We start from the raw sequence: 24,343 nt of genomic DNA on the forward strand, positions 1-24,343 counted from the left end.
AACCATGTTCTACTTGCTTCAAAGAAAATCAACTTCAGACAAGGCAGTGAGACGCAGGCAGACTATCAAGGCCATTCAGTTACTTTTAGAGCGAGGCAGCGAGACGAAGACAGTACTCAAGTACGGCAAGGCGAGCTAACGAAGCTATAAAAGAGTTCTAACCATGTTCTACTTGCTTCAAAGAAAATCGACTTCAGACAAGGCAGTGAGACGCAGGCATAACTGTAGTTAGGCCAGTCGAAACTAACGCAGTATGAAGTCGATTTTCGCAGAATACTAGCCGTTAGTACGCTTAACAGAGTATACCTCCGGCACACTCTTAATCTTATCCACCACCGTTGTCAACATGGACAGGTTTGGAATCCCGAAGGAAATGTGGATATTGGCAAACTTCATATCTTTGGTTGGTTGGGCATTAACGGTTGAGATCATCTTAGCCGTATTGGACAAGACTTGGAGGACATCGTTGAGAAGGCCTGCACGGTTGAGGCCATAAATATCAATATGGGCGATGTAGTCCTTGGTCGTGTTATTGTCTTCCCACTCGACGTCGATCAAACGTTGCTCGTAGTTGTCTTGAGCCCTTAAGTTCATACAGTCTCGACGGTGAATAGCAACCCCACGGCCTTTGGTAATGTAACCGACAATTTCATCTCCTGGCACGGGATTGCAACACTTGGCAATCCGGATCAAGAGACCAGAAGCCCCTTGGATGACCACACCACCTTCATGGCGGACCTTGAGGGTGTCTTTTTTGTTTTCAACCTTGACTTCGCCGCCTTTGACCAGCTCCTCAGCTTCTGCACGCGCCTTGGCCTTTTCCTCTTCTCGACGCTCTTCCTCCGTCAAACGGTTAAAGACAGAGATGGCTCCCACTTCTCCAAAACCGATGGCCGCAAACAAGGCCTCTTCGGTCTTGTAGCTGGTCTTTTGCAAGACCTTGTCCATGTGCTTCTTATCCATGAACTTGTTGGCAATCATATCATGCTCATGGAATTGGGCCATGAGCAATTCTCGTCCACGGTTGATAGAGAGTTCCTTGTCTTGGTTCTTAAAGAATTGGCGGATCTTATTACGCGCCTTGCTGGTCTTGACGATGTTTAGCCAGTCACGGCTTGGTCCAAATGAATTTGGATTGGTGATGATTTCAACCTGGTCACCCGTTTTCAGCTTGGTAGTCAAGGGAACCATACGGCCATTTACCTTGGCTCCAGTCGCTTTTTCCCCGATCTTGGTATGAATCTCATAGGCAAAGTCAATCGGTCCAGAGTCCTTTGGAAGTGATCGAACTGCTCCATCTGGGGTAAAGACATAAATCTCTTCAGCTAGATAGTTTTCTTTGACAGTATCTACAAATTCCTTGGCATCATCCGCCTGGTCTTGGAGTTCCATCATCTCCTTGATCCAGTTCATCCCAATAGCCGATTCTCTGCTATTGACTTGGCCCTTGATCCCTTTCTTGTAGGCCCAGTGCGCTGCAACCCCGTACTCAGCAACCTCGTGCATTTCCTTTGTACGGATCTGGAACTCGATGGGACCTTTTGGACCGTAAACAGTGGTATGGATGGACTGGTAACCATTGGCCTTCCGATTGGCGATGTAGTCCTTGAAACGGCCTGGCATGGGCTTCCACAACTCGTGGATATAGCCCAGCATGGCATAGACATCGCTCGGTGATTCCAGGATACAGCGAATGGCAATCAAGTCATAGATTTCATCAAAGCGCTTCTTCTTATCCTGCATCTTGCGGTAGATGGAGTAGATATGCTTAGGACGACCATAGATTTTCCCATAGAGGTGGCGTTCTGCCGCATAGGACTCGATCTTTTGGACAACTTCTTCTACCAAGGCTTCCCGCTCGCGACGCTTCTCCTTCATCATATGGGAAATTTTGTAGAATTCGACTTCGTTCAGATAACGGAAGGATAGATCTTCCAATTCCCACTTGACGCTAGAAATCCCGAGACGGTGGGCTAGCGGTGCATAGATTTCCATGGTTTCCTGGGAAATCCGTTCTTGCTTGTCCTTGCGTAAATGCTTCAAAGTCCGCATGTTGTGCAAGCGGTCTGCTAGCTTGACCAAGATGACACGGATATCTTGAGACATGGCCATAAGCATCTTGCGGTGGTTCTCTGCCAACTGCTCTTCATGGGACTTGTATTTGACCTTCCCGAGCTTGGTCACTCCATCGACAATCACTCGAACATCGTGCCCAAATTCGCGCTCTAGATCATCTAGGGTCGCGTCTGTATCCTCGACAACGTCGTGCAAAAAACCACAGGCAACGGTCACAGCATCCAACTTCAATTTTGCCAAAATGCCGGCAACTTGAATAGGGTGGATGATATAGGGTTCACCTGATTTACGGAATTGCCCACTATGGCAGTCAACCGCATAAAGGAGGGCTTTTTCTACAAATGCAACATCCTCTCCCGACAAGTATTTTTTGGTAAGGGCAATAACCTGGCCCCCTGTTAAAGGTTCTTCTTTCGGCATCTAGTTTTCTCCACTTTCTTGCCTTCTATTCTATCACTTTTAGCTCTATATGAAAACTAGTCCGATTGACTTTCATGCTATTTGAGGAGCATTCCAGCACTATCAGCCAGAAATCCCGAACGTAGGTTGTCTTTTTTCATAAAGACTCCATTTTTTTACTAAATTCATCAATTTGTAATATATAAAAAATAAGAAAACGAATCCATTCTGAACAAAATAAGATATAATAGAAAGACATCATTTTATTTAGGAGGACAACCATGTCATCATTCCGTAAACAGGCTGCCCTATTTAGCCTTGCTGCTGCTTTCTTGGCAACGACTACTGCCCAGGCAGATGAAGCGACAAGCTCAAGCGCAACTGATTCGTCAGCAACTGCTGTCACAGAGGCCGCAACTTCTGCATCTCCTGCGACTAGCTCTGAAGCAACAGCTAGCAATAGCAATCCGATAGCTAGCGGAGAAGCCACTGCTACAGCAACCGAAGCGACTCCTGCTGCACCTCAAAATACCGCAAGTGACGCAAAAGCGAACACTCCAGTTGAGGGGCAAGAAGTCGATGTCCGTATCCTTGCGACAACGGACCTTCATACCAACTTGGTCAACTATGACTATTACCAAGACAAACCCTCACAAAACGTCGGTCTGGCAAAAACTGCTGTCTTGATCGAAGATGCAAAAAAAGAAAACAGCAATGTCCTCCTCGTTGATAACGGAGATACTATCCAAGGAACTCCTCTTGGGACCTACAAGGCCATCGTCAATCCTATCAAAGACGGTGAGCAACACCCGATGTATACAGCTCTTCAAAAATTGGGCTTTGATGCAGGAACGCTTGGAAACCACGAATTTAACTACGGACTAGACTACCTTAAAAAGGTCATCGCAACAGCTGGTATGCCGATCGTCAATGCAAACGTTGTGGATGCAAAGACTGGTAAATTTGTCTACGACCCATATAAGATCATTAAAAAGACCTATACTGACAAAAACGGTCGTTCAGTCGATGTTAATATTGGGGTAACAGGGATCGTCCCTCCACAGATCCTCAGCTGGGACAAGTCCAACCTCGAAGGCAAGGTCAAGGTCAATGACTCCGTCGAAGCCATCCAAGCCATCATCCCAGAAATGCGCAAAGCCGGAGCAGATGTCGTCCTCGTCCTTTCTCACTCTGGTATCGGAGATGACAAGTACGAAAAAGGTGAAGAGAACGAAGGCTACCAAATTGCCAGCCTCCCAGGTGTTGATGCCGTCGTAACAGGACACTCACACGCAGAATTCCCTAGTGGAAATGGAACTGGCTTCTACGAAAAATATGCTGGTGTAGACGGTGTAAACGGTAAAATCAATGGCACACCGGTTACCATGGCTGGAAAATACGGCGACCACCTTGGCGTGATCGACCTCAACCTGCGCTACACGGATGGCAAATGGTCTGTTGTTGGAAGCAAGGCTGCCATCCGCAAGATCGACACCAAATCAAAAGTAGCCGATGAGCGCATCACCGAGATCGCGAAAGAAGCACATGAAGGAACCGTCAAATACGTTCGCCAACAAGTCGGAACTACTTCTGCTCCAATCACTAGCTACTTTGCCCTTGTGAAGGATGATCCATCTGTTCAAATCGTGAACAATGCACAGATTTGGTATGCTAAGAAAGAGTTGGCAGGAACTCCAGAAGCCAACCTTCCAATCCTCTCTGCTGCGGCACCATTTAAGGCGGGGACACGTGGAGATGCTACTGCCTACACAGATATCCCAGCTGGTCCAATCGCTATCAAGAACGTCGCTGACCTTTATCTCTATGATAATGTCACTGCCATCCTCAAGGTGACTGGTGCCCAACTCAAGGAATGGTTGGAAATGTCTGCTGGTCAATTCAACACGATTGACCCGACTAGCAAAGAGCCTCAACAGCTTGTCAACCCTAACTACCGGACCTACAACTTTGACGTCATCGATGGCGTGACCTATGAGTTCGACGTGACCCAGCCAAATAAATACGACCGCGAAGGAAAAACAGTTAACCCAGACGCTAGCCGTGTCCGCAATTTGAAATACCAAGGCAAAGAAGTAACTGCGGATCAAGAATTTATCGTTGTTACCAACAACTACCGGGCAAACGGAAAATTCCCAGGCGTTCGCGATGCTAGCCTGAACCAACTCCTTGGATTGGAAAACCGCCAAGCTATCATTAACTACATCTTGGAAGAAAAGAACATCAACCCAAGTGCAGACGGTAACTGGCGCTTTACAAGCAGCATCAAGGGTGTGGATGTCCGCTTCTTGACCGCTGATAAAGCCAAGGAGCTAATTGGTAAAGACGGAGATGTCGTCTACCTTGAACCATCAAAACAAGAAGGATTTGGAGAATTCCGCTTTGTTTATGTGGAACCAAAAGTAGAACCTGAAACAAAACCAGAAAAACCAACAAGTCCTGAAACAGGAACCCCTTCATTTGTCTTTGTACCGAACCATCAGAAACCGGCACAAGATGAAACCATCACCCTGTCTCATAGCCAACAAACCATTACCCTTCCTGCTCCAAGTCAAGAAGGAGCTCGCCCTGTAGAAGCTCGCCAAGAAACTGCTAAGCCAGCATTCGCTTCTTCTATCAGCGAAAAAAGCTTGCCTGAAACAGGAGAACGTGCTTCTATCTTAGCCCTTGTCGGATTGGTGATGACTAGTCTTGGCTTCCTTCTTCCATCTCGTAAGAAAGAAGAAAACTAATTCTTTCCTAGTCAAAAAAATAACGCGTGAAGATCAACTTCACGCGTTTTTCATTAATTCTGTGACAACACTCACTGCGCTGAGAGCGTAAAGTGGCGCTGTTTCTGCCCGCAGGATGCGAGGGCCAAGTCCTGCCAAAACTGCTCCTTTGGCTTCAAAACTTTCGATTTCCGCAGGTGATAGACCACCTTCTGGACCAAAGATAAAGAGAACCTTGCTCCCTTTTTCAAGACCACTTACAGCTTGTACAAGAGCAGCGCTTTCGCCTTCTTTGGCCGACTCTTCATAGGCCACCACGATGCGGTCAAACTGATCCAGTTGTGCTAAAAAGTCTGCTTTTTTCTCAAAGAGAGTTACTTCTGGAACCCGATTCCGCTTACTTTGCTCGGCTGCTCCAAGGGTGATTTTTTCTAGCTTCTCGACCTTTTTGCCCAATTTCTTGCCATCCCACTTGGCGACTGACCAGTCTGCGGGAAAGGCCCAGATTTGACTAGCACCTAGTTCCGTCACCTTTTGAGTGATAAACTCCAGCTTGTCTCCCTTGGGAAAACCTGATGCGATGGTCACTTGAATAGGCAGTTCCACATTGTCAGCCAATTCCTCAACTAGCTCCAACTGACGTGCTTCCACATCTAGCACGCGCGCCAAATGCTTGATCCCATCATCAAAGACTAGTGTAACCTCATCATCTTCCTTCAAGCGCATGACCTGAAACATATGCTTGCTGGTTTCCTTGTCCTCGATAGTGACTGGTGAGCTAGCACTACCTTTTACAAAATACTGTTGCATGCTAACCTCCAATCACACCAGAGATATCCCTTGTTTTTTTGAAGACACAGGCATTCCATTCTCCTTGGATCATATGGGTTTCAAGGAAAAAACCTGCTGACTCAGCCGACTGGCGCACCATGTCCCACTTGTCCTTGATAATGCCACTCATGATCAGGTAACCTTCATCCTTGACCAAGCGATAAGCATCATCTGTCAGATGAATGAGGATATCCGCCAAGATATTGGCCACGATGACATCTGTTTCAATCTCCACCCCCTTGAGCAAATCGCCTGGCGCCACATGGATATTTTCCATGCCAGGGTTGAGTTCAATATTCTCCTGAGCGACGCGAACTGCCACATCATCTAGATCATAGGCAAAGATTTCCTTGGCACCCAGAAGTGAGCTAGCAATAGAAAGAACTCCTGAACCAGTCCCCACATCTAGCACTGTTTCGCCACCACGAAGAACCTGCTCCAAGGCAAAAAGACTCATCTTGGTTGTTGGGTGGGTCCCAGTTCCAAAGGCCATACCTGGATCTAACTTGATAATCTTTTCTCCCGCAGTCGCCTCATAGTCCGTCCATGACGGCACAATTGTCAAGTCATGAGTGATGCGAGCTGGTTCATAGTATTTCTTCCAGTTGTCGGCCCAGTCTTCCTCCGCCAAGGCAGTAGTACCAATCTTGACTTCTCCTAAGTCCATAAAATCCGTCAATTCTGCTAAGCGAGCCTGCAAGTCCGCTTCAACCGCTACCACATCAACCGTTTCAGGATAGTAGGCTGTCACCACAATTTCTTCTTGTTGCTCGACCTCAGGGAAAATCTCACCAAAGCGATCGACGTTGCCCACATAGTCCATACTGTCTTCAATCGCAACACCCTGGGCACCTAACTCAATCAAGAGATTGGAGACCAACTCCTCTCCCTCACGCTTGACTGTAACTTTTAACTCTTGCCATGTTTCCATTATTAAGATACCAAGCCCGTAAAACACAAAGCCAAAATAGGAAACTCTCTGAAGACGTTTGTGTCTAAGAGAAGTTTATCTTTTTGGCACCGTGTTTAGGGCGGGTTCAGTTTAAAAATTTAACTGAACCGTCCTTTCTATTTCTCTATCAATTTTTTCATGTAGACCATATCCATGCCTTCTTTTTCAGGCTCGATATGGGTTTGATGGTAGCCATTCTTCTCGTAGAACGCAACCATGCCTGCATCCTGTAACACCGTACACAAGTCCCATTGTCTAACAGTTGAAAATTCCTCTTCTAGTAAGCGCAATCCTTCAGATCCATACCCTTTTCCCTGATACGGAGGCAGAATCGCTGCGGTCCCCAACCAAGCTTCCGTTAACTCGGCATTGGTCTGAACTCGTAAAAATCCGATGTTTTCTTCATCTTCTTTTACAAAGTAGTAATAGCTATTGGGACGTTCGACTAGTTTCCATTTGATTCGTTCGCGGTCCTCGAGATAAGGGTCATATTCATCATGGTATTTTTCATAAACAGCCTTAAAGCTAGCTCTCTGAATTGCAATAATAGTTTCTAAATCCTCTGCTCCCGCTCGAACAAGTGTTATCATAAACCTTCCTCCAAATAATCCCTCAATCTCCCCTGTAGCTGAGGCACTGCCTGTTTAGACTTCAAAAATTCCTCAATAGGCATCAGTTTATAGGCCTGTCCTTCATTCCCAAAGGTAATATTGTCAAATTGTTCTTGTCTTAGCTGACCAACCATAAAGACCGATTGCTTGTCTTTAAAGATTACGCTAGGATAAATCTTGCTCCAAAGCAGACAGTCTTCATCTAAATGAATTCCCAATTCCTCATAAACTTCACGCGCTGCGCACTCGAAAGGGCTTTCGTTTCCTTCACGACCACCACCTGGCAACTCCCACATGTTGGGACAAGGGATATCGTCCTTGTCATCACGTAAGATAGTCAAGACCTTATCCCCACAAATCAAGGCAATCTTGCAACCTTGGAAATCCATTCTGCTATCCAATAATTCCATGATATTTACTCTTTTCTATGATAACAATTACTCTCTAGGAAAATACGAGCTAGCTTTCTTCGATTACTTTTTGGCACTCTGCATCCCAGTACGCCAGCCATCTGCCATGTCTTTTCGCAAAATAAACCGTAAACTCATCGTTTACATAATCTGCAACATAGCGAAGATTAGGCGGGTTTTCCTCACCGCTTAATATCCAAGGATGGAAGCAAAAGGTTTTCTCCCACCTCTTCTGAGTATAACCGAGATTCTTGGCATACTGAGGGATAGGTTGTTGCATCTCACTTTCCAAATGGGACTGAATGGCATTGTCAATACTATTTAAACGAGCTAATAGTTGCTGAAACTGCTCTTCTTCCTCCGAATTAAAACCAACTAGAAATTCAAATTCCGCAAAATCTTCAGGAAATTCAAGTTCTGTGACTGTACCATCTTCTGCATAGCGCCCCTCCTCATCGACAAGACGACGAGTTCCAGACTTCAATATTCGCTCGAAATCTAGATCCGCAAAGCGATTGCGAGGAAGGATCGACGCACGCTCTTGTGATGTTTGGAATTTTTTACTACATAACCGCTTAAATATCTGAAACATCGGACAGCTCTCTTTCCTTTTATCAGCCTACCTGAGTCTGTTCTTCCTGTATGGCTTGTTCCAACTCATCTAACCACTGCTGGTAATAGGCTTTCTCATCTCGCAACATGCGACTTACATCCATTTTCTGTCTGGCAAGCTTGATCGCCTTGTGTGTCCGGTCCAAATCCTTCTTGACCATAAATTGATACCAAGCTTGGACCGCTTGTATATTGGTCATTTTCATCGACAAAAAAGACTTGACTCGCCGAATGGTCGCGTACTCCTCTGCTTTCTCATCATCTCCTTCCAATAAGGCGATATGCAAGAGGGATAACTGAGCGGCCGTTTGAATCATCGGATTATCTGCCCTCTCCAGTAAAGACTGAAACTGCTCTTTAGCCGCCTCTCGATTGCCCTCTAGGATGTAGACTTCTCCCTGAAGGGCTAAGAACCCCTCCACAAAGCCTCCTTGCGCCTCCTCAGGAACAGGTCTAACAAAGTCTTTTAGATCGTAGTCTTCTGGCACTAGCAAGGTCTGAGCAGAATGGCGGAGTCCTAGATAAGCATAGGGTACATTTTCAGGATGGCGTATCAATTCTAATATTTTGGCTCCATCTGTGATCCCAAAGGGTAGAGCATTGGCTAAAATGAAGGAGAGATTAAGACAAATCCAAGTGCCTGCAAAATACCAACTCTGTGTCAGAACTCCAAATAGGATAGATACAATAAGTAAAGTCAAATGAACCAGCAAACCACCTGAAAGCATCAGAATCATTCGTTGGTCACTTTCATTCTCTTTTAGTCCAATATACTGGGCACCGACATTTTTCAGAGTGGCCGTGCGGCTAAGACGAAACTTCCCTGCTTTTTTAGTCAGGAGAAAATTTCCCAAGCCTAAAGCGACGAGCCGATAGCCCGTCAGATAGCCACAAAAAGCATGCCCCAGTTCATGGAGAATGAAAATGAGATAAATGCTAGAAAAAGTGAAGAGATAGCCCGGTACAAAAACCAGTTGAAAACCTAACTCCGTAAAGGCGATCGTCCCCAAGGCAAAAGCAGCCATCAAGAGAAGAAACGATAGACCGTAAACCAGGTAGATCCCAATTTTTTTCATAAAGTCTCCCACTATTCCTAATATCTCGGATAAGGGTAAAAGGTGCTTTCTTCTAGGCCGACTTTTCCTTCTTCAAAGACTTCTTGGTTCCAGACGATCTCAAAGCTCTCTGCCTCTTCGTCTGCTAAGAAATCCATGAGGTCATCCAAGGCCAGCTCGGCTGTATCTTTGAGGAAGGTCGCAAAATAAGCTAGAAACTCTCGAGACAAGCCTTTTTTCGGCTCATACGGAAGGGCTGTTAAATAGGCATCTTCTTCCACATGCGACTTGGCTGGATTGTAGAAGATGACGGCTTCTTCAAAGAAGATATCCTCGTCAGATTCTTCGCCCGACTCATCGACCAAGGCAACTCCACCTGTGTTTTGCACTTCTAAGAGAAAAGCCACTTCTACCGCATGATTCTTCTTATCCCAATTGATCTCAAAGTCAAAGGGAAAGACCTTTTCCATTTCCTCTTCTAAAACATCCAAAAATCCATATTTAGACATCGTGTCCTCTTTCTAATTTCCCACTCTTAGAGCGGAATATGATACAATAGTTACTACAATCTTACCATAAAAACTGCCTCTTTTAAAGGAGACAAAGCTAGAAAGGAGACCCTCATGCCGGACAATCTCGCCCTGCGCATGCGCCCCAAAACCATCGATCAGGTCATCGGACAAGAACACCTGGTCGGCCCAGGGAAAATCATCCGCCGTATGGTGGAGGCCAATCGTCTCTCGTCCATGATTCTCTTTGGCCCACCAGGGATTGGCAAAACCAGTATTGCTTCTGCCATCGCGGGTACGACTAAGTATGCCTTTCGGACCTTCAATGCAACCGTCGACAGCAAAAAACGCCTGCAAGAGATCGCAGAGGAAGCCAAGTTTTCAGGTGGCTTAGTCCTGCTTTTGGATGAGATCCATCGCTTGGATAAGACCAAACAAGATTTTCTCCTGCCTTTGCTCGAAAGCGGTCTGGTCATCATGATCGGCGCAACGACTGAGAATCCTTTCTTCTCCGTGACGCCTGCCATTCGCAGTCGGGTACAGATTTTTGAGTTGGAACCCTTGACCAATGAGCAGGTCAAAGAGGCTATCCAGTTGGCGCTGAGCGACTCTGAGCGGGGCTTTGACTTTCCTGTTACCCTCGACGAGGAGGCCTTGGATTTCATCGCCACTTCGACCAATGGAGACCTGCGTTCTGCCTATAATTCTCTCGATTTGGCTGTTCTCTCTACCAAGGAAGGGGAGGATGGCGTTCGCCACATCAGTCTCGACATCATGGAAAACAGCCTCCAGCGCAGCTATATCACCATGGACAAGGACGGAGACGGTCACTACGATGTCCTCTCTGCTCTGCAAAAGTCCATCCGCGGATCCGATGTCGATGCTAGTCTCCACTACGCCGCACGCTTGATTGAAGCGGGCGATCTCCCTAGCTTAGCCCGTCGCTTGACGGTCATTGCCTACGAAGATATCGGCCTGGCCAATCCAGATGCACAGATCCATACGGTGACAGCCCTTCAGGCAGCGGAGCGCATCGGCTTTCCCGAAGCCCGCATCCTCATCGCCAACATCGTCATTGACCTGGCACTTTCGCCTAAGTCCAACTCGGCCTACGTCGCCATGGATAAGGCCTTGTCTGATCTCCGGAAATCGGGCAATCTTCCTATCCCTCGCCACCTCCGTGACGGTCATTATGCTGGAAGCAAGACCTTGGGAAATGCCCAAGACTACAAGTACCCTCACAATTATCCTGGCAATTGGGTCCAACAGGACTACCTACCAGACAAGCTTAAGGGGGTCTCTTATTTCACTCCCAATGAAAATGGCAAATACGAGCGAGCCCTAGGGGCGACAAAAGAGAAGATTGATCAACTCAAGAAAAGGTGATATCGGTTCCAAAAAATTGAGATTTTCCCTTGAAATTTTTTTGAAATATGGTATCATATACATATAGAAACGCTGTGGTGTACGACTTCACACTTAAGTGTTGACCGACTATTTTTTGTATTATTAGGGAAACAAAGGACTTCTAACAGCATGCAGGCCGTATCACGCGGAAGCAGCTTCAGTTAGAGCAAGTTGCCCACCTGCTTAATTGCGCGGGTTCAATACAAACCGTGAAGTTTCGGCACCAATACAGCTTTTTTTTGCCTCCTTAGCTCAGTTGGTAGAGCAGTAGACTCTTAATCTATGGGTCGCAGGTTCGAGCCCTGCAGGGGGCATCTAAATCAACAGGAAAAAGCCTTGAGTTACAAGGCTTTTTTGCTTGTCTATAACTGATTTGCCCCATCATTTGCCCCACATTTTTTTATGAGCAATCTTTCCAAACATCTCTGATTTGATTAAATTCTTCAAAAATTTTCTCTTCTAAAGTGTGTCCATATACTTCTACTAACATTGAAATATCTCTATGCCCTAAAATCTTTGCAATAACTCCAAGGTCAAATCCTTTGTGCCAGAGGTAGCTTCCATAGGTATGGCGTGCTCCTTTTGTCGTGATAATTGGATAAATATCTAATTCATTTAAAAGAACACTCAAAGCTTTATTGACACTTGCAATGTCTGGTACCAAGTGAATATATCCATAATGTTGAAAAATCATTTTATACCTATTCTTGATTCCTAGCTCTTTATTAGCCTTCTCTTGTTCAATTTTTAGGACTTGTAATATCTTAATACATTCTTCGTCTATCGGTACCATCCGAATAGACGTTTTGTTTTTTGGAGGGACAAATTTATGAGAAAGGGTATTAAACCTCCTATATGTTTTTAGCAGTCCTCTGTCAAAATCAACTTCATTCCAAGTTAACGCTATTAACTCTCCAAACCTCATGCCTGTTTTTAATAGAAAATAGACGATATAAGGAACAATTGATCGTTGGTAATCAAATTTTCTCTTTACTGCTAAAAGTAAATCCAGATAGTCCTTTTCTGTATGTAAATATTTCTCTTCGGTCATCTGTTGTTCTTTGGATGAAAATAACTCGACATGTTGTGTAAAATCATCTATTAGAACTTTGTCGGCAATTGCCATTTGGATGCTCTGATGAATCCCAGTATTCAATCTACCAAGAAAATTTCTACCAACTGTTTGCCCATACTTATTCATAATTCTTTGGTATTCACTCGCACGAATTTGAGTGACTTTTTTATTTCCAAATAATCTTTCAATTGTGTTTTTACGGAGAAGATATTTTTTCTTTGTCTCTTCCGATCTACTACTCGGTAGAATTTTTAGTTCAAGCCATTCTTGATATAGATCGACAAGAGAAATATCTCCAGAAATTCTTTTCCCTAAACGAAGTTCTTGCAGAATCGGTTCAGCTTCTGACTCTGCAAGTTTTTTTGTTTTAAAACCGCTATTATGAGCAACAGTCTTTCCTTCGTTACGGATTTCATAGGTCCATAAATTACTATCTCCTCGCTTTCGGTAACGAACACTTGCCATATTACGCCACCTCTGTTCCTAGAATCTCATTTACAACACTTTTTGGAACAACCATCAAACGTTTGCGATTATAAAATGTATATCCTCGTGATACAAGTAATTCTCTTGCCTGATGAATGATATCATTGGCTGTATGAGGGCGATAGCCCATTTCAATTAATTCTTTGTTACTAATTAAATTATGATCCATAGTTATCCTCCTGATTTATTTTCTAAATTCAGAAACTCGCCTACAAGTAGTTGTAATTCTGTATTTAATTTAGGGAGATTCTGTATTAATACTTCTTTTAATTCTTCCGCAAATTGATTCGTTTCTTCTCTCAATAGTTTGCGGACTCTTGTTTTTTTCTTTTTGATGCTGTCTGATTTTAAATTTGGAAAAGCCAATGATAACAGTTCAGGATTGTTGAGAAAGATAATTGTAAATGCTCTTTGCTCCACTCGAATATGTTCTAGCTTATAAAATCCGAAATTATCAAGTCGATTCATAACATCTTGGACCATCTCCTCACCAATCGCTTTGGTTCTAAGTTGGAATTCCAGTCTCCACCAAAACGGATTTACAGCCAAATCTAGCTTCTCATCGCGCTTGTGAGCAATGATTTCTTTATTCTTATCATATAACCTAACTTGTACATTACTACCGCTAGAACCCCAATATTTCGTCTCTAATTCACCCCCTCTACCATAGAAGACCTTATGGGTAACACCACCTTTAATATGTTGCAAATTAACGATTTCAGGCTTGTTGAAAATGTCAAATGCCAAATCAAAACGAGACAAACGTACCGTCAATGAATTCAATCGAGCAAAGTACATTAATTGCCTCCATACTTTCATTCCATCAAATTCTTTTAAAGTATTAGGATTGAAATCAATTCGAATCAATTGTTCACTTCCATAAATGGCTAATTGGGAAAATATAATATTGATCGAATCATACTCATTAAAATATTTAGTTAAAGTAAAGACATCATCTCGAACGTTATCATGTATTTCAAATGAATCAACTCTTGTACTTATTGCCTGTTTCAGATTTTTGAAAATTCGTCTTAGGGAACCAGTGTCTGTATCCCAGATAACCGTTAATCTATCAATACTGACATCTAACCGCTGTACTAATTCTCCTACATCACATCGTTCTTGAATGCTTCTTAAATCTTGTATAGAAACCAACAAAATTGTCCCCCCTTCTTTTAGATTTTTTAGGCCTCAGAAACACCGTCAAATCAACGTTTGCTCGTTCCGTCGTTCTTTGGACGTTGTCCTAAGTGTCCCTTTTTGCTGGCTGTTAGAATAGCCAGCTTTTGCTTGGCTAGAAATTGTCTGGACGGCAGTCCGCAGGACTTCGCCTGACTTCCCGTCAGGCTCGTCCCTTGTCCTTGTCCACACAATTTCTAGCTCCAAGGCTTCGAATAGTCATAAGTCATAGTCTCGTCTTCAACTTCCTCCTCACTCACTATTCCTAAACATATGAGCTATTTTGTATCATTTATAACTTATTTATAAGTTATAAATATATTTTATAAAAAATATTTGGGGTAGTCAACTAAAAACTTGATTTGTAAGTTTACAGGTGATAAAATAAGTTAAAAATAAAAACAGGAGTTTATCATGACCTTTATTATTCAAAATTTTGGACCCAATTTGGCACGCCTACGCATAGAAAAAGGAGTAAGTCAAACTCAACTTGCGGAAGATTTAGGAATCGGTAAACAGTCCATCTCTGATTACGAAAAACAAAAAAGCTATCCTACCTTTGCAAATTTGGATAAGATAGCAGAATATTTTAATGCAACTCCAACTCAACTTTTTGGAACGAGTAAAGAGATTGAATTAGAAAAGAGTGTTCTTGAATCTAATGAATACTCTGATAAAGTAAGTGAGATTTTAAAAGCTGTCAAATATATCGAAGATTTTCTAGAAACTGATGGACAGTACTTAGAGGATTTACTTTACTTAACAAGAGGCAACCAACTATACACAGAAGATGGAGATGAGTTGTATATTGATCCAACTTCTCAGAAAAGAACACTTCATAACCAATATGAACCTGGTTTTATTGAAGCAAGGGATAAATCTCCACTAGAGCTCTTAATTGAAAATAAGGAGCTATTAGATTAAATAAAAAAAGCGAGGATATCCTCGCTTCAGATTGAAGTTAAAATCTTTAGAAGACACTTTTATAAGGACTTTGTCTTAAATCTGTGAAAAGGAGTGAAAACTCCTTTTCTTTTTGTAAGTCAGACTGAAACTTCCAAATTGTTTATTTATTTTATTGACATTTTCTATAAAAATAAGTATAATAGTTTTATTAGAAAACTATACTATATAGGGGGTATTGAAATGAAATTTTCTAATCGTTTACTGCTATTCCTTGCAGGAGTTGTTTTTGTCCTTTTAGGACTTTTCCTATTTACAAACCCAGTAGCTAATCTTGTTGCTTACAGCTGGTGGATTTCATTTGGTTTACTGGTTTCTTCTATAGCAGCTATTTTAGGCTATTTCTCTGCACCAAAAGAGCTTCGCTCACCTGTTTATCTTTTCCAAGGATTTGTTAGTCTTCTCTTAGCTCTTTACCTCGTTGCTTATGGCTTTGTGACCCTGCCGGTCGTCATTCCGACCATTGTAGGAATTTGGTTAATTGTAGAAGCCATTATTGCTTTCTTTAAAGGCAATCGTCTAAGATTGAATTTCCCTATTATTGGTAGCAATATCACGTGGGTAGCCTTGCTTGAATTTTTACTAGGTCTAGTGATTCTGTTCAATCCAGTGGCTACAGGTGTCTTTGTCGTTTATGTCATTGCCTTTTCAGTTTTAGTTACTGGCTTCACCTACATTATTGAGGCCTTTCGTAAATAGTCTAGTTGCTATTTCTATCGCATTCAAAAAAGCTGGGAAATCATATTCTCAGCTTTTTTGTCTCTTTAATTATCACTTTTTCGCATTCCATTCTGCGTAGAAATTTGTTTTTCCATTTTATTCTCCAATTTGATCTCGCACTGACATTTATTTATAACAAAACTATATATCTAGAATAGCATAATCATTAGGTATTATAGGTTTTCAAACAAAATACGAGTCATTCGTTTTTGCCCCACTTTTGCCCCATTTTTAAATCCTGACATTGAAAATACCTAAAAGTATTTCCCTAAAATCAGCTATATTTCAACATTTTTGTTTATTTTCAATATGAAAAGTTCTTACAAATCCATGCAGGGGGCATCTAAACAACAGGAAAAAGCCTTGATTTAAAAGGCTTTTTTGTTTGTCTATAGCATATCTCTTTTTTGTATACATTAACGATTAATAATTGAGAATCAAATTGAACACAGTAAACAAATCCGATCCTTTCATACTCTACCAAACACCATCCCCCTATTATCCCCCCACTTGTGGTATGATGGTAGAGTATGTTTAGGTGCTAGCAACCCTGCTCGAGCACCTCCGTGCTAAAAGGAGAACGAATATGAAAATCGCATGGAATGAAATGAAATACCAACCCAAGAAGTTTATCCTGATTGAACTCCTCATTACCATTCTCATGTTTATGGTGGTGTTTTTGTCCGGACTGACAAATGGACTGGGCCGTTCGGTATCGGCCCAAATCGATAACTATGGGGCCCTGCACTACATCCTTTCGACAGATTCAGAAGGGATTATCCCCTTTTCAACCATTACGGCTAAGGATTTAGATGAGATAAACAAGATAGAAGGATTGGATTATTCTGGCTTGTCGATCCAGCGGGCAACTATCTCAAAATCAGAGGATTCCAATACCCTAGATATCACCTACTTCGCAACCGACCACAATGAAGAAGAGATCCTCAATCCAACCATGGAAGATAGTGACATCAAGATCTCCGACTTAAAGAAAAATGAGGTCATTTTGGACAGTTCTTTCAAAGAGGATGAGGGGATCCAAGTCGGCGATCAAGTGATCGATAAAACTTCTAAGCAAAAACTCAAGGTCGTGGCTTTCGCAAAAAATGCCAAATACGGCTATAGCGAGATTGGTTTTATCAGCTCGGAGACCTACACAGGCATGCGGCAAAAAACAGATCCAAGCTATCAATGGCAAGCCCAAACCCTTGTGACCAAGAAGAGCATCACTTCTAATGATCTATCCAGTAACTTAATGGTGGCGGATAAGAAGCAAGTGATCGATAAAATCCCTGGCTACAAGGCTCAAAACTTGACGCTACGGATGATTACTTGGGTGCTGCTACTCGCTTCCTCTGCTATCCTTGGGGTCTTCTTCTATATTCTCACCCTGCAGAAGTTGAAACAGTTTGGCGTCTTAAAGGCTATTGGCATGTCCATGAGCCAGATTACCTATGTCCAATTATCCCAGCTCACCATCATCTCCCTCATCGGAGTACTGCTGGGACTTGGCTTGGCAACTATGATGGCACCATTTTTACCCAATAGTGTCCCTTCCTTTATGACCCTGAAAGACAACCTCACCATCTCGATTAGCTTTATCCTGACCTCTATGTTGTGTGGTGCCTTGTCCCTTGTCAAAATCAAAAAAGTAGATCCAATCGAAGTCATTGGTGGAAATGGAGAATAAGATGGCCATTATTGCATTAGAAAATATCAGAAAATCCTACGCCGATGGCAGCCAGATGCACCATGTCCTTAACCAACTTAATTTAAGCGTCGAACCCAACGAATTTGTCGCAATCTTGGGCCCTTCAGGATCTGGTAAATCCACTCTCTTAGCCATCGCTGGCTTGCTTTTGTCAGCAGACGAGGGCCGGATTCGTATCGCTGGCCAAGACTTGACCGGCCTCAACCAAGGCCAGTGGACACAAAAACGGCTGGAATTGCTTGGCTTCATCTTTCAAGATCACCAGCTCCTCTCCTACATGAAAATCGGTGATCAGTTAGAACTGGTAGCCAAATTGAAAGGAGAAAAGGACAAGAAAAAACGCCAAGAGGAAGTCAAAGCCTTGCTGGCAGATCTGGGCATCGAAGCTTGTTACCACCAATACCCTAATCAGATGTCTGGTGGACAAAAACAACGGGCAGCTATTGCTCGCGCCTTTATCGGAAATCCGCAGGTCATCTTAGCCGATGAACCAACCGCTAGCCTAGACCCTGATCGGGGGCAAGAAATCGCCCAGTTGATCCGGAAAGAAGTCAAATCCAAAAACAAGAGCGCCATCATGGTGACCCATGACCGCTCCATCCTGACCTATGTGGATACCATTTATGAATTAAAACATGGCCAATTGCTAAAGGTAGAACAGCTTGATTAAGTACAAAAAGAGGCTGGGACAAAAGTCCTAGCCTCTCAATTGTCTTTGGATTGTCGAGCAAGACGCAGTTCTACTACGCTGATTTCATCAGCTTTTATAGCCCTACTCAACTGTGCGGAGGGGGGACGACGAAATCGAATTCTAACGAATGACCGATTTCTGTCCCACTCTCTATTTTTTTAGTCTTGAGGATCTTTGGGCAGTTCCATACGGAAGCGTAAGCCCATAGCCGTTTTATCAAATTGGTAGGCCAGTTCTTCATGATCCAGCAAGTGTTGAACCACGAAGAGTCCCAAGCCACCTTCCTTCTTCTGGCGGCTAGCGGACATTGGCATCTCAGCGGTCTCTACCATTTCCTGGCTGGTATTTTCAACAGCCAAGTGCGTCCCTTCTTCTTCGAGACGGAGTTGGATCTCTCCACCGGCATCCGAATGCTTGACAGCATTACTGATGACATTTGAGAGGACCAATTTCAGAATGGCTGGATCCATATAGACTGGTTTGTCAGGGATTCGATTGTCAATCGTGAGCGAGCGGGATTGAGCCAAGACCTTGTACTGGTCGAGGATCTGCTCTAAGACCTGGTCCAGCTGGATCCACTCCTTGTCACCAGCCAGTTCTTGGACAGAGGACAGGGACAGGATTTCTAGGACGATCTGATTCATCTCATCGACGATATCGAGGGAAACCGACAGGTAGCGGTCCCGATCCTTGTAGCGACCGATCTTATCCCGCATATTTTCGAGGATAATCTTCAAGCTGGCCAGAGGAGTCTTGAGCTCATGCGAAGCCCCTCTTAGGAATTCGACCTTCATCTGCTCCAACTTCAGATTTTCCTGTTTCTGCTGCTCTAGATTGTCAATCACTTCTAGGAGATGGTGATAGAGGTCGTTGATTTGTTGCTTGAGGACGCCGATCTCATCCTGTGAGTGAATAGGAAGACTGGCTGTCCGATCCAAGCGCTTCATCCGCTTGGTCATCTGCTTGATCTCAAGGATCGGAGCAGAAATCATGCGGGCATAGAGATAGGAGGCAATCAGCGACAAAACAAAGGAGGCAAGAAGACTATAGGGAAGAAAGCCCAGACTGATGTCCCGCGCTTCCTTTTGCGAATCGACGGTCGCTAAGAATTGCAAGGTCAGGTCTTTCCCTTCTTTGGTCTCAATCTTTCGCTCTTCAATCACCAGGGAATTGTTCTGGCTATCAGGGTTCACGAGCAGATCATCCTTGACCTCTATGGCATTTTGTTTTTGCTTGCCCTTGATAGAGACCTTGATATCATTGGTCTTGGAATAAAGGGCGATGACTGACTCAATGGTCCCTTCTGCCTGGCCTTGGAAACTCTTGGCCAGGGCCTCTGATTTCTTCAAAATCGTCTGGCGCTGGGACTCGATATAGGTCGACGGGAAAATAAAGTAAACCGAAGCATGTAGAAGGATGACTAGGCTACTAAAAAGGGCAAAGGTGATCAGAAAGATCTTTGCAAAGATACTCCGTTTGGTCATGGTCTCTCCAATTTATAGCCGACATTGCGTACCGTAACGATACAGTCCAGCTCTAGTTTTTTTCGTAGTTCCTTGATATAGACATCAATCACCCGGTCAAAAGGGATCTCCTCCGTCTCCTTCCAGACGGCATCGAGGATCTGAGTGCGGGTCCGGGCCTTGCCTTCATGCTGGAGCAAGTATTCCAAGATTTCCAACTCCTTGGCATTCATGGAAATAGCTTGCCCAGCTAGGCTGGCTGTATAACTCTCAAAATCCACCCGTGCCTCTCCATAGGTGAAGACCCGGGAAGGTTGAAGCTTTTTAAAAATAGCTTCGATCCGGACCTTCAAGAGGGACAAGGAGAAGGGTTTTTCAAGGTAGCCGTCTGCCAGCTCTCCAAAGGCCGTCAACTTATAGTCCTCATCATGGAAGGCCGTTAGCATGAGGACAGGGACTGAGCTAGTCTTTCGGATGGCCTTGAGGACTTCCAAGCCATTGAGGATAGGAAGCTGGATATCCAGCAAAACTAGATCCGGCGCTTCTCTGTGAAAGAGGTCCAGAGCCTCCTGCCCATCGCCTGCTTCAACGACCTCATAGCCACATTCCATGAGATAGTCGCTCGTCCCTTCTCGAATCAGGACTTCATCTTCTACAATTAGTATCTTCATACACTTTCCTTTTATCTAAGAAACTTCTTCTACCTCCTATTATACCTTATTTCTATTTTAGGAAACAATCTCTTATTCGACATCCACCAAGAGTTCCTTTGGTTTCTTATGCAAGAGCCATTGAGAAGAAAGGATGGATACGAGAATCAAGAGAAGCCCACCGACCAAAACAATCACCAGCAATTGGCTCGGTTGGATATCCATATGGATATCTGTCAGGGTCTTACTGAAGCTCTCTGCCTCAGCTCCTCCACCAAGGTTAGCTGCAGAGGATTCTTGAGCCATTTGTTTGGCAATGCCACTGGTTACGTTCTTAAGCACCGTATCTCCGACTCCTTTGGCAAGAAGACCTGCGACTCCATAGGAGAGGAGGAAGGCTGGGATGGAAATCATGATTAATTCTGCCACGAATTGTCCCGCAATCTGCACCTTGGAGAGTCCTAGAGCCAGCAAGATACCAACTTCTCTGCGACGGGCATTGAGCCACAAGACAAGGAGAAGGGTGAGAAGCAAGCTAGCAAAGATGAGGCTACCGATAAACAAGTAGTTCGCCACTTGGAACATACTGCTGATCGATTTTTGCAAGGCTGGGTAGTTGGAAGAGCTCTTGACTAGGTCATAGTAATTCCATGGGATATCCAAGGCTTTGATTTTTTCGATCAATTTATCCAGGTCCTGATCCCCTTTTGCAAAGAAGGTCGCATCCTCATAGGTAGCTGTTTGGACGGTATTGCCATAGAGTTTGGCAGCTGTATCCAAGTCAGAAATGAGTGTATCTTCATACAATTCTTGGGCGTAAGTGAGAGGAGCTTGGTTTTTCCCTGAGAACAAGCCTTTAATGGTCACTTCGACGGTTTCATTGGCCCCTTTTTCATTGTCTGCATCGTAGAGGTTGGACTTGAGACGCACCTTATCGCCCACCTTGAGGCCATTCTTTTTCGCCAAATCTTCGTGCATGAGGATTTGGTTTTTGTCCTTATCGGTCAGATGCTCCCCTTGGACCAGTTTGTAGGCTCCAGAGACAAATTTATCTTCTTTTGAAGAGTCATTGACCCCTGTCACCATCAAGGTGTTTTTGAAGTGCTTGGCCCGCTCTGGAGATTGATTTTGCAGGGTTTCTTCGGTCTCAATAATCTCGTGGTCTAGGATATCCGCGATGGCATTGATCCGCTTGATGGAGGAGGTGATCCCCTCTACCTGGCTGATTTTTTCGATATCCTCTCCTCTGAGATTCCCAGCTCCCCGAGGGGTTCCCGGATTGGTCCGTCGATTGATCTGCATCGAGAAGCTATTGGTGATGGAGCCTAGACTTTCTGATGAAGCTTTTTGGGTCGCCCCCTTCATGGAGAGTCCGATCAAGCTCAAGGTCCCCATGAGGAGAATGATGGCAAAGAGCAAGAGAGACTTGGGCCATTTACGTGTGATATAAGCAAAAGCATTTCGCAACATAGCATTCCCTCCTTACTTGCTCTTCTCAACGAGGCTACGGCGACTCAATTCCAAGACCACATCGGAGGCCTCTGCCACTTCCTTGCTGTGGGTGACGACGATGACACATTTTTGGCGTTCCTTGGCCAACTTCTTCAAAATTGCAATGATATCACCTGCTGTTTGTTCGTCTAGGTTTCCTGTTGGCTCATCTGCCAAGATGACAGGCGCTTCTGAAACGAGCGCACGTGCAATGGCCACCCGTTGCTGTTGCCCTCCAGATAGTTGGAGGACATTGCGTTTGATTTGCGTTTCGTCCAGCCCCAATTCCAAGAGAATCTCTTTCCCAGCTTGTTTGTTGACTAGGCGGACATTTTCAAGTGGTGTCAAATAATCGATCAGATTGTAATTCTGAAAAACCAGGGAAACATGGTGCTTGCGGTGGTAGCTAGATCCTTTGGTCTGGATATCCTCCCCATCAAAGAGAACCTGCCCCTTCTTGGGATTGTCCAAACCAGCCAAGAGGGAGAGGAGGGTTGATTTCCCAGTTCCTGACTGGCCAATAATACTGTAAAATGTCCCATTTTCGAACTGATAGTTCACATTTGAGAGGATATCTTCACTATAGCTTTGGTAACTATAGGCTACATTTTTGAGTTCTAACATATGTGTCATTTCTCCTTAACTCATTTTTGTTAATATTTCTTTTGGTGTCTTGCGCCAGATCAAGCTGGTGGTTGCACCGAGCGACAGAAGGATCAAGCCCAAGAGGCTAGCATAGGCGATTCCTAAGGAAAGGCCTTGAGGGATCTGATGAAGTAGGTCAAGGGTTTGCTGTTGTCCCGTCTCTCCGACAAATTGTTCTAAGAAACGTTGGCTAACCATCCGCCCGATGAGAAAGGCCGGAATCACTGCCAGTAAGGATACCAGCACCACTTCCAAGAGGAACTGTCCAAAGATCCGTCCCTTGCTCTTTCCAATGGATAAGAGAACCCCGATTTCATGGATCCGCTCCCGTGTCCAGAGACTCAGTAAGAGCGATAGGGCACCTGCTCCCGTCACCAGGAGGACGATCATCATGATCCGTACCAGGCCTTCTAGGGTCTGAGAGGATTCCTTCATCTGGTCAAAGGCCTTGCGATCTTCGACCAAGCGGAGAGATTGCCAATCCAGATCCAAGCTTTTGACTTGCTTCAAGAGAGCATCAATTTTCTCAGGATCTTTAACGCCAAAGGTAACCTGGGTCACTTCTTGCTGACTGAGACCTAAGAGCTTGGTCGCATCCTCATAAGGAAGGTAGACTTGGTTTTCACTCAGATCAGAGGTCATTCCTGTGAATTTTTCCTGTTTCTTACCTGAAAAGATCCCAACGATTTCAAAGGTTTGCTCTTTGGCAGGAGTCTCTCCCATCTGAAAACTGGATAAGGTTAACTGATCTCCGACCTTTAGCTTGTTCTTCTTAGCCAACTCTTCGTGGATCAAGATCTGTCCGCTCGCTTTATCGGATAAGTGCTTGCCTTGCACCAATTGGAAACTGCCACTTCGGAAATCCAGATGCTGGTCTGTCTTCTGGGTGAAGACAGCGCCTAGTGCTTGCTTGGCTTCCTGTCCCAGATCATCCCTTTCTACCGACTGCTGTCCCGTCACCGCTTCTTTACCAAGAATACGAACGGGACTTTCATATTGAGGAACCATGGATCCCACCCCGTCCAGTTGCCGCACCTTTTCAGCTTCCTTCAGAGCAAAGGGCTTATCCCCTTGTTTACTGGTCAGAGCAAAACTGGTCCCCGCCGACTGTTTGATGTGGTCCTCCAGTTTTCCTCCCACTTGCATCAGTGAAAAACAGAAATACAAGCAAGAGAGGATCAAGAGGAGAATCAGAAAGAGGACCAGATTCCTCGTTCTTTTTCGAGAAATATAGGCGATTGCCTGTTGTAAGAGCATGATCTTACCCTCCATTTCAAGGTCCACAGCGATACAGTGTGGACGCTTTCATCATTTGTTGCTTTCATTATAGAGGAGAAATGTGAAATGTTTATGAAATACAAAAAAACTCCCCCAGAAAAATCTGGAGGAGCTTTTAGCAAGGTAGTATGAAACATTTTTAATATGAAAAAGGTCGATAAAAATTAAGGATCAAAAAGTTTCAATTTATTCGATCAAGTTTTTGTCTTTAGACATGTATGTGGGAAGTTTTCCTCCCTTGCTCTGATGTAGAACTTTTCTACTTAATATAGTTTAACCTATCTTTGTTACAAAATAAAGGAATTTGTATTGCATTTTTGTTCCAAATATAAAACGGATGGATCACTAAAAAAGAAAATTTCTATAGATGTTTGTTCAATTGAAAAGAACGCACTGATAT

Annotated in this window: 23 protein-coding genes, 1 tRNA gene and 1 other RNA gene; 8 read left to right on the forward strand and 17 right to left on the reverse strand. The window is 44.1% G+C overall.

All coding sequences use genetic code 11. The features are described from left to right. Positions 1-276: 276 nt before the first annotated feature. Positions 277-2,496, reverse strand: a complete 2,220-nt coding sequence (locus ACOXXR_RS08320) for a RelA/SpoT family protein (protein ID WP_445278415.1) — start codon at positions 2,494-2,496, stop codon at positions 277-279. Between the two features lie 260 nt (positions 2,497-2,756). Here ACOXXR_RS08320 and ACOXXR_RS08325 point away from each other — a divergent pair, with 260 nt between their 5' ends. After that, positions 2,757-5,225, forward strand: coding sequence for a bifunctional 2',3'-cyclic-nucleotide 2'-phosphodiesterase/3'-nucleotidase (locus tag ACOXXR_RS08325; RefSeq protein WP_445278416.1), 2,469 nt, complete (start codon positions 2,757-2,759; stop codon positions 5,223-5,225). Positions 5,226-5,264: 39 nt separating this feature from the next. On the opposite strand, the gene ACOXXR_RS08330 is transcribed toward ACOXXR_RS08325, so the two are convergent. From ACOXXR_RS08330 to ACOXXR_RS08360, 7 genes are all read right to left on the reverse strand, one after another. Beyond that, positions 5,265-6,014 carry a 16S rRNA (uracil(1498)-N(3))-methyltransferase gene (locus ACOXXR_RS08330; RefSeq protein ID WP_123159814.1) on the reverse strand — a complete coding sequence of 250 codons (750 nt, stop codon included), beginning with the start codon at positions 6,012-6,014 and terminating at the stop codon, positions 5,265-5,267. Between the two features lies 1 nt (position 6,015). Continuing rightward, complete coding sequence (gene prmA, locus ACOXXR_RS08335) at positions 6,016-6,966, reverse strand: 50S ribosomal protein L11 methyltransferase (protein WP_445278417.1); 951 nt, start codon at positions 6,964-6,966, stop codon at positions 6,016-6,018. A 137-nt stretch (positions 6,967-7,103) separates the two neighbouring features. After that, complete coding sequence (locus ACOXXR_RS08340; RefSeq protein WP_117744950.1) at positions 7,104-7,577, reverse strand: GNAT family N-acetyltransferase; 474 nt, start codon at positions 7,575-7,577, stop codon at positions 7,104-7,106. Then, positions 7,574-8,008 (reverse strand): NUDIX hydrolase, encoded by a 435-nt coding sequence (locus tag ACOXXR_RS08345; protein WP_031574864.1) that lies wholly within the window; start codon positions 8,006-8,008, stop codon positions 7,574-7,576. The genes ACOXXR_RS08340 and ACOXXR_RS08345 overlap by 4 nt, the downstream gene beginning before the upstream one ends. Positions 8,009-8,057: 49 nt before the next feature. After that, entirely contained in the window at positions 8,058-8,600 is a 543-nt protein-coding gene (locus ACOXXR_RS08350) for a hypothetical protein (protein ID WP_445278418.1), read from the reverse strand. A 22-nt stretch (positions 8,601-8,622) separates the two neighbouring features. After that, on the reverse strand, positions 8,623-9,696 hold the full coding sequence (locus ACOXXR_RS08355; RefSeq protein WP_445278419.1) for a site-2 protease family protein: 1,074 nt from the start codon (positions 9,694-9,696) through the stop codon (positions 8,623-8,625). A gap of 17 nt (positions 9,697-9,713) precedes the next feature. After that, positions 9,714-10,184: a DUF3013 family protein gene (locus ACOXXR_RS08360; protein ID WP_023027600.1), complete on the reverse strand. Its 471-nt coding sequence runs from the start codon at positions 10,182-10,184 to the stop codon at positions 9,714-9,716. Positions 10,185-10,298: 114 nt separating this feature from the next. Here ACOXXR_RS08360 and ACOXXR_RS08365 point away from each other — a divergent pair, with 114 nt between their 5' ends. The 3 genes from ACOXXR_RS08365 to ACOXXR_RS08375 all read left to right on the forward strand — a co-directional run bounded on the left by ACOXXR_RS08365 (position 10,299) and on the right by ACOXXR_RS08375 (position 11,905). Further along, positions 10,299-11,570 carry a replication-associated recombination protein A gene (locus ACOXXR_RS08365; protein ID WP_445278420.1) on the forward strand — a complete coding sequence of 424 codons (1,272 nt, stop codon included), beginning with the start codon at positions 10,299-10,301 and terminating at the stop codon, positions 11,568-11,570. A gap of 66 nt (positions 11,571-11,636) precedes the next feature. Next, positions 11,637-11,830: non-coding RNA, 6S RNA (gene ssrS, locus ACOXXR_RS08370), on the forward strand. Between the two features lie 2 nt (positions 11,831-11,832). Further along, positions 11,833-11,905, forward strand: a tRNA-Lys gene (locus ACOXXR_RS08375). A gap of 86 nt (positions 11,906-11,991) precedes the next feature. Here the strand turns inward: ACOXXR_RS08375 and ACOXXR_RS08380 are convergent. The 4 genes from ACOXXR_RS08380 to ACOXXR_RS08395 are packed head-to-tail and all read right to left on the reverse strand — an operon-like array spanning position 11,992 to position 14,538. Then, positions 11,992-13,131 carry a tyrosine-type recombinase/integrase gene (locus ACOXXR_RS08380; protein WP_414288795.1) on the reverse strand — a complete coding sequence of 380 codons (1,140 nt, stop codon included), beginning with the start codon at positions 13,129-13,131 and terminating at the stop codon, positions 11,992-11,994. Position 13,132: 1 nt separating this feature from the next. Then, positions 13,133-13,321, reverse strand: a complete 189-nt coding sequence (locus ACOXXR_RS08385) for a DUF3173 domain-containing protein (RefSeq protein WP_002903611.1) — start codon at positions 13,319-13,321, stop codon at positions 13,133-13,135. Between the two features lie 2 nt (positions 13,322-13,323). Further along, on the reverse strand, positions 13,324-14,310 hold the full coding sequence (locus ACOXXR_RS08390) for a replication initiation protein (RefSeq protein WP_445278421.1): 987 nt from the start codon (positions 14,308-14,310) through the stop codon (positions 13,324-13,326). 45 nt (positions 14,311-14,355) lie between these two features. Then, entirely contained in the window at positions 14,356-14,538 is a 183-nt protein-coding gene (locus ACOXXR_RS08395) for a hypothetical protein (RefSeq protein WP_080551212.1), read from the reverse strand. Positions 14,539-14,745: 207 nt separating this feature from the next. Here ACOXXR_RS08395 and ACOXXR_RS08400 point away from each other — a divergent pair, with 207 nt between their 5' ends. The 4 genes from ACOXXR_RS08400 (at position 14,746) to ACOXXR_RS08415 (ending at position 18,395) form a co-directional block, all read left to right on the forward strand. Beyond that, positions 14,746-15,255, forward strand: a complete 510-nt coding sequence (locus ACOXXR_RS08400) for a helix-turn-helix domain-containing protein (protein WP_023027597.1) — start codon at positions 14,746-14,748, stop codon at positions 15,253-15,255. 222 nt (positions 15,256-15,477) lie between these two features. After that, positions 15,478-15,993, forward strand: coding sequence for an HdeD family acid-resistance protein (locus ACOXXR_RS08405; protein WP_042361342.1), 516 nt, complete (start codon positions 15,478-15,480; stop codon positions 15,991-15,993). Positions 15,994-16,600: 607 nt separating this feature from the next. Further along, positions 16,601-17,704 carry an ABC transporter permease gene (locus ACOXXR_RS08410; RefSeq protein WP_445278422.1) on the forward strand — a complete coding sequence of 368 codons (1,104 nt, stop codon included), beginning with the start codon at positions 16,601-16,603 and terminating at the stop codon, positions 17,702-17,704. A gap of 1 nt (position 17,705) precedes the next feature. Next, positions 17,706-18,395, forward strand: a complete 690-nt coding sequence (locus ACOXXR_RS08415) for an ABC transporter ATP-binding protein (protein ID WP_023022105.1) — start codon at positions 17,706-17,708, stop codon at positions 18,393-18,395. Between the two features lie 179 nt (positions 18,396-18,574). Here ACOXXR_RS08415 and ACOXXR_RS08420 read toward each other — a convergent pair whose 3' ends face one another. From ACOXXR_RS08420 to ACOXXR_RS08440, 5 genes are all read right to left on the reverse strand, one after another. After that, positions 18,575-19,900: a sensor histidine kinase gene (locus tag ACOXXR_RS08420; RefSeq protein ID WP_219074919.1), complete on the reverse strand. Its 1,326-nt coding sequence runs from the start codon at positions 19,898-19,900 to the stop codon at positions 18,575-18,577. Next, positions 19,897-20,550 carry a response regulator transcription factor gene (locus ACOXXR_RS08425; RefSeq protein WP_219074918.1) on the reverse strand — a complete coding sequence of 218 codons (654 nt, stop codon included), beginning with the start codon at positions 20,548-20,550 and terminating at the stop codon, positions 19,897-19,899. Before ACOXXR_RS08425 ends, ACOXXR_RS08420 begins: the two co-directional genes overlap by 4 nt. Before the next feature lie 72 nt (positions 20,551-20,622). Further along, positions 20,623-21,999, reverse strand: a complete 1,377-nt coding sequence (locus ACOXXR_RS08430) for an ABC transporter permease (RefSeq protein WP_219074917.1) — start codon at positions 21,997-21,999, stop codon at positions 20,623-20,625. 12 nt (positions 22,000-22,011) lie between these two features. Further along, positions 22,012-22,644 (reverse strand): ABC transporter ATP-binding protein, encoded by a 633-nt coding sequence (locus ACOXXR_RS08435; RefSeq protein ID WP_009731296.1) that lies wholly within the window; start codon positions 22,642-22,644, stop codon positions 22,012-22,014. A 15-nt stretch (positions 22,645-22,659) separates the two neighbouring features. Next, complete coding sequence (locus ACOXXR_RS08440) at positions 22,660-23,922, reverse strand: ABC transporter permease (RefSeq protein ID WP_042361340.1); 1,263 nt, start codon at positions 23,920-23,922, stop codon at positions 22,660-22,662. Positions 23,923-24,343 lie beyond the last annotated feature (421 nt).

Source organism: Streptococcus sp. KHUD_013, from assembly GCF_052588545.1.

Bases quoted from the DNA above. Each gene is read 5' to 3' on its own strand.
- ACOXXR_RS08320 (WP_445278415.1), bottom strand. From the start codon at position 2,496: ATGCCGAAAGAAGAACCTTTAACAGGGGGCCAGGTTATTGCCCTTACC.
- ACOXXR_RS08325 (WP_445278416.1), top strand. From the start codon at position 2,757: ATGTCATCATTCCGTAAACAGGCTGCCCTATTTAGCCTTGCTGCTGCT.
- ACOXXR_RS08330 (WP_123159814.1), bottom strand. From the start codon at position 6,014: ATGCAACAGTATTTTGTAAAAGGTAGTGCTAGCTCACCAGTCACTATC.
- prmA (WP_445278417.1), bottom strand. From the start codon at position 6,966: ATGGAAACATGGCAAGAGTTAAAAGTTACAGTCAAGCGTGAGGGAGAG.
- ACOXXR_RS08340 (WP_117744950.1), bottom strand. From the start codon at position 7,577: ATGATAACACTTGTTCGAGCGGGAGCAGAGGATTTAGAAACTATTATT.
- ACOXXR_RS08345 (WP_031574864.1), bottom strand. From the start codon at position 8,008: ATGGAATTATTGGATAGCAGAATGGATTTCCAAGGTTGCAAGATTGCC.
- ACOXXR_RS08350 (WP_445278418.1), bottom strand. From the start codon at position 8,600: ATGTTTCAGATATTTAAGCGGTTATGTAGTAAAAAATTCCAAACATCA.
- ACOXXR_RS08355 (WP_445278419.1), bottom strand. From the start codon at position 9,696: ATGAAAAAAATTGGGATCTACCTGGTTTACGGTCTATCGTTTCTTCTC.
- ACOXXR_RS08360 (WP_023027600.1), bottom strand. From the start codon at position 10,184: ATGTCTAAATATGGATTTTTGGATGTTTTAGAAGAGGAAATGGAAAAG.
- ACOXXR_RS08365 (WP_445278420.1), top strand. From the start codon at position 10,299: ATGCCGGACAATCTCGCCCTGCGCATGCGCCCCAAAACCATCGATCAG.
- ACOXXR_RS08380 (WP_414288795.1), bottom strand. From the start codon at position 13,131: ATGGCAAGTGTTCGTTACCGAAAGCGAGGAGATAGTAATTTATGGACC.
- ACOXXR_RS08385 (WP_002903611.1), bottom strand. From the start codon at position 13,321: ATGGATCATAATTTAATTAGTAACAAAGAATTAATTGAAATGGGCTAT.
- ACOXXR_RS08400 (WP_023027597.1), top strand. From the start codon at position 14,746: ATGACCTTTATTATTCAAAATTTTGGACCCAATTTGGCACGCCTACGC.
- ACOXXR_RS08405 (WP_042361342.1), top strand. From the start codon at position 15,478: ATGAAATTTTCTAATCGTTTACTGCTATTCCTTGCAGGAGTTGTTTTT.
- ACOXXR_RS08410 (WP_445278422.1), top strand. From the start codon at position 16,601: ATGAAAATCGCATGGAATGAAATGAAATACCAACCCAAGAAGTTTATC.
- ACOXXR_RS08415 (WP_023022105.1), top strand. From the start codon at position 17,706: ATGGCCATTATTGCATTAGAAAATATCAGAAAATCCTACGCCGATGGC.
- ACOXXR_RS08420 (WP_219074919.1), bottom strand. From the start codon at position 19,900: ATGACCAAACGGAGTATCTTTGCAAAGATCTTTCTGATCACCTTTGCC.
- ACOXXR_RS08425 (WP_219074918.1), bottom strand. From the start codon at position 20,550: ATGAAGATACTAATTGTAGAAGATGAAGTCCTGATTCGAGAAGGGACG.
- ACOXXR_RS08430 (WP_219074917.1), bottom strand. From the start codon at position 21,999: ATGTTGCGAAATGCTTTTGCTTATATCACACGTAAATGGCCCAAGTCT.
- ACOXXR_RS08435 (WP_009731296.1), bottom strand. From the start codon at position 22,644: ATGTTAGAACTCAAAAATGTAGCCTATAGTTACCAAAGCTATAGTGAA.
- ACOXXR_RS08440 (WP_042361340.1), bottom strand. From the start codon at position 23,922: ATGCTCTTACAACAGGCAATCGCCTATATTTCTCGAAAAAGAACGAGG.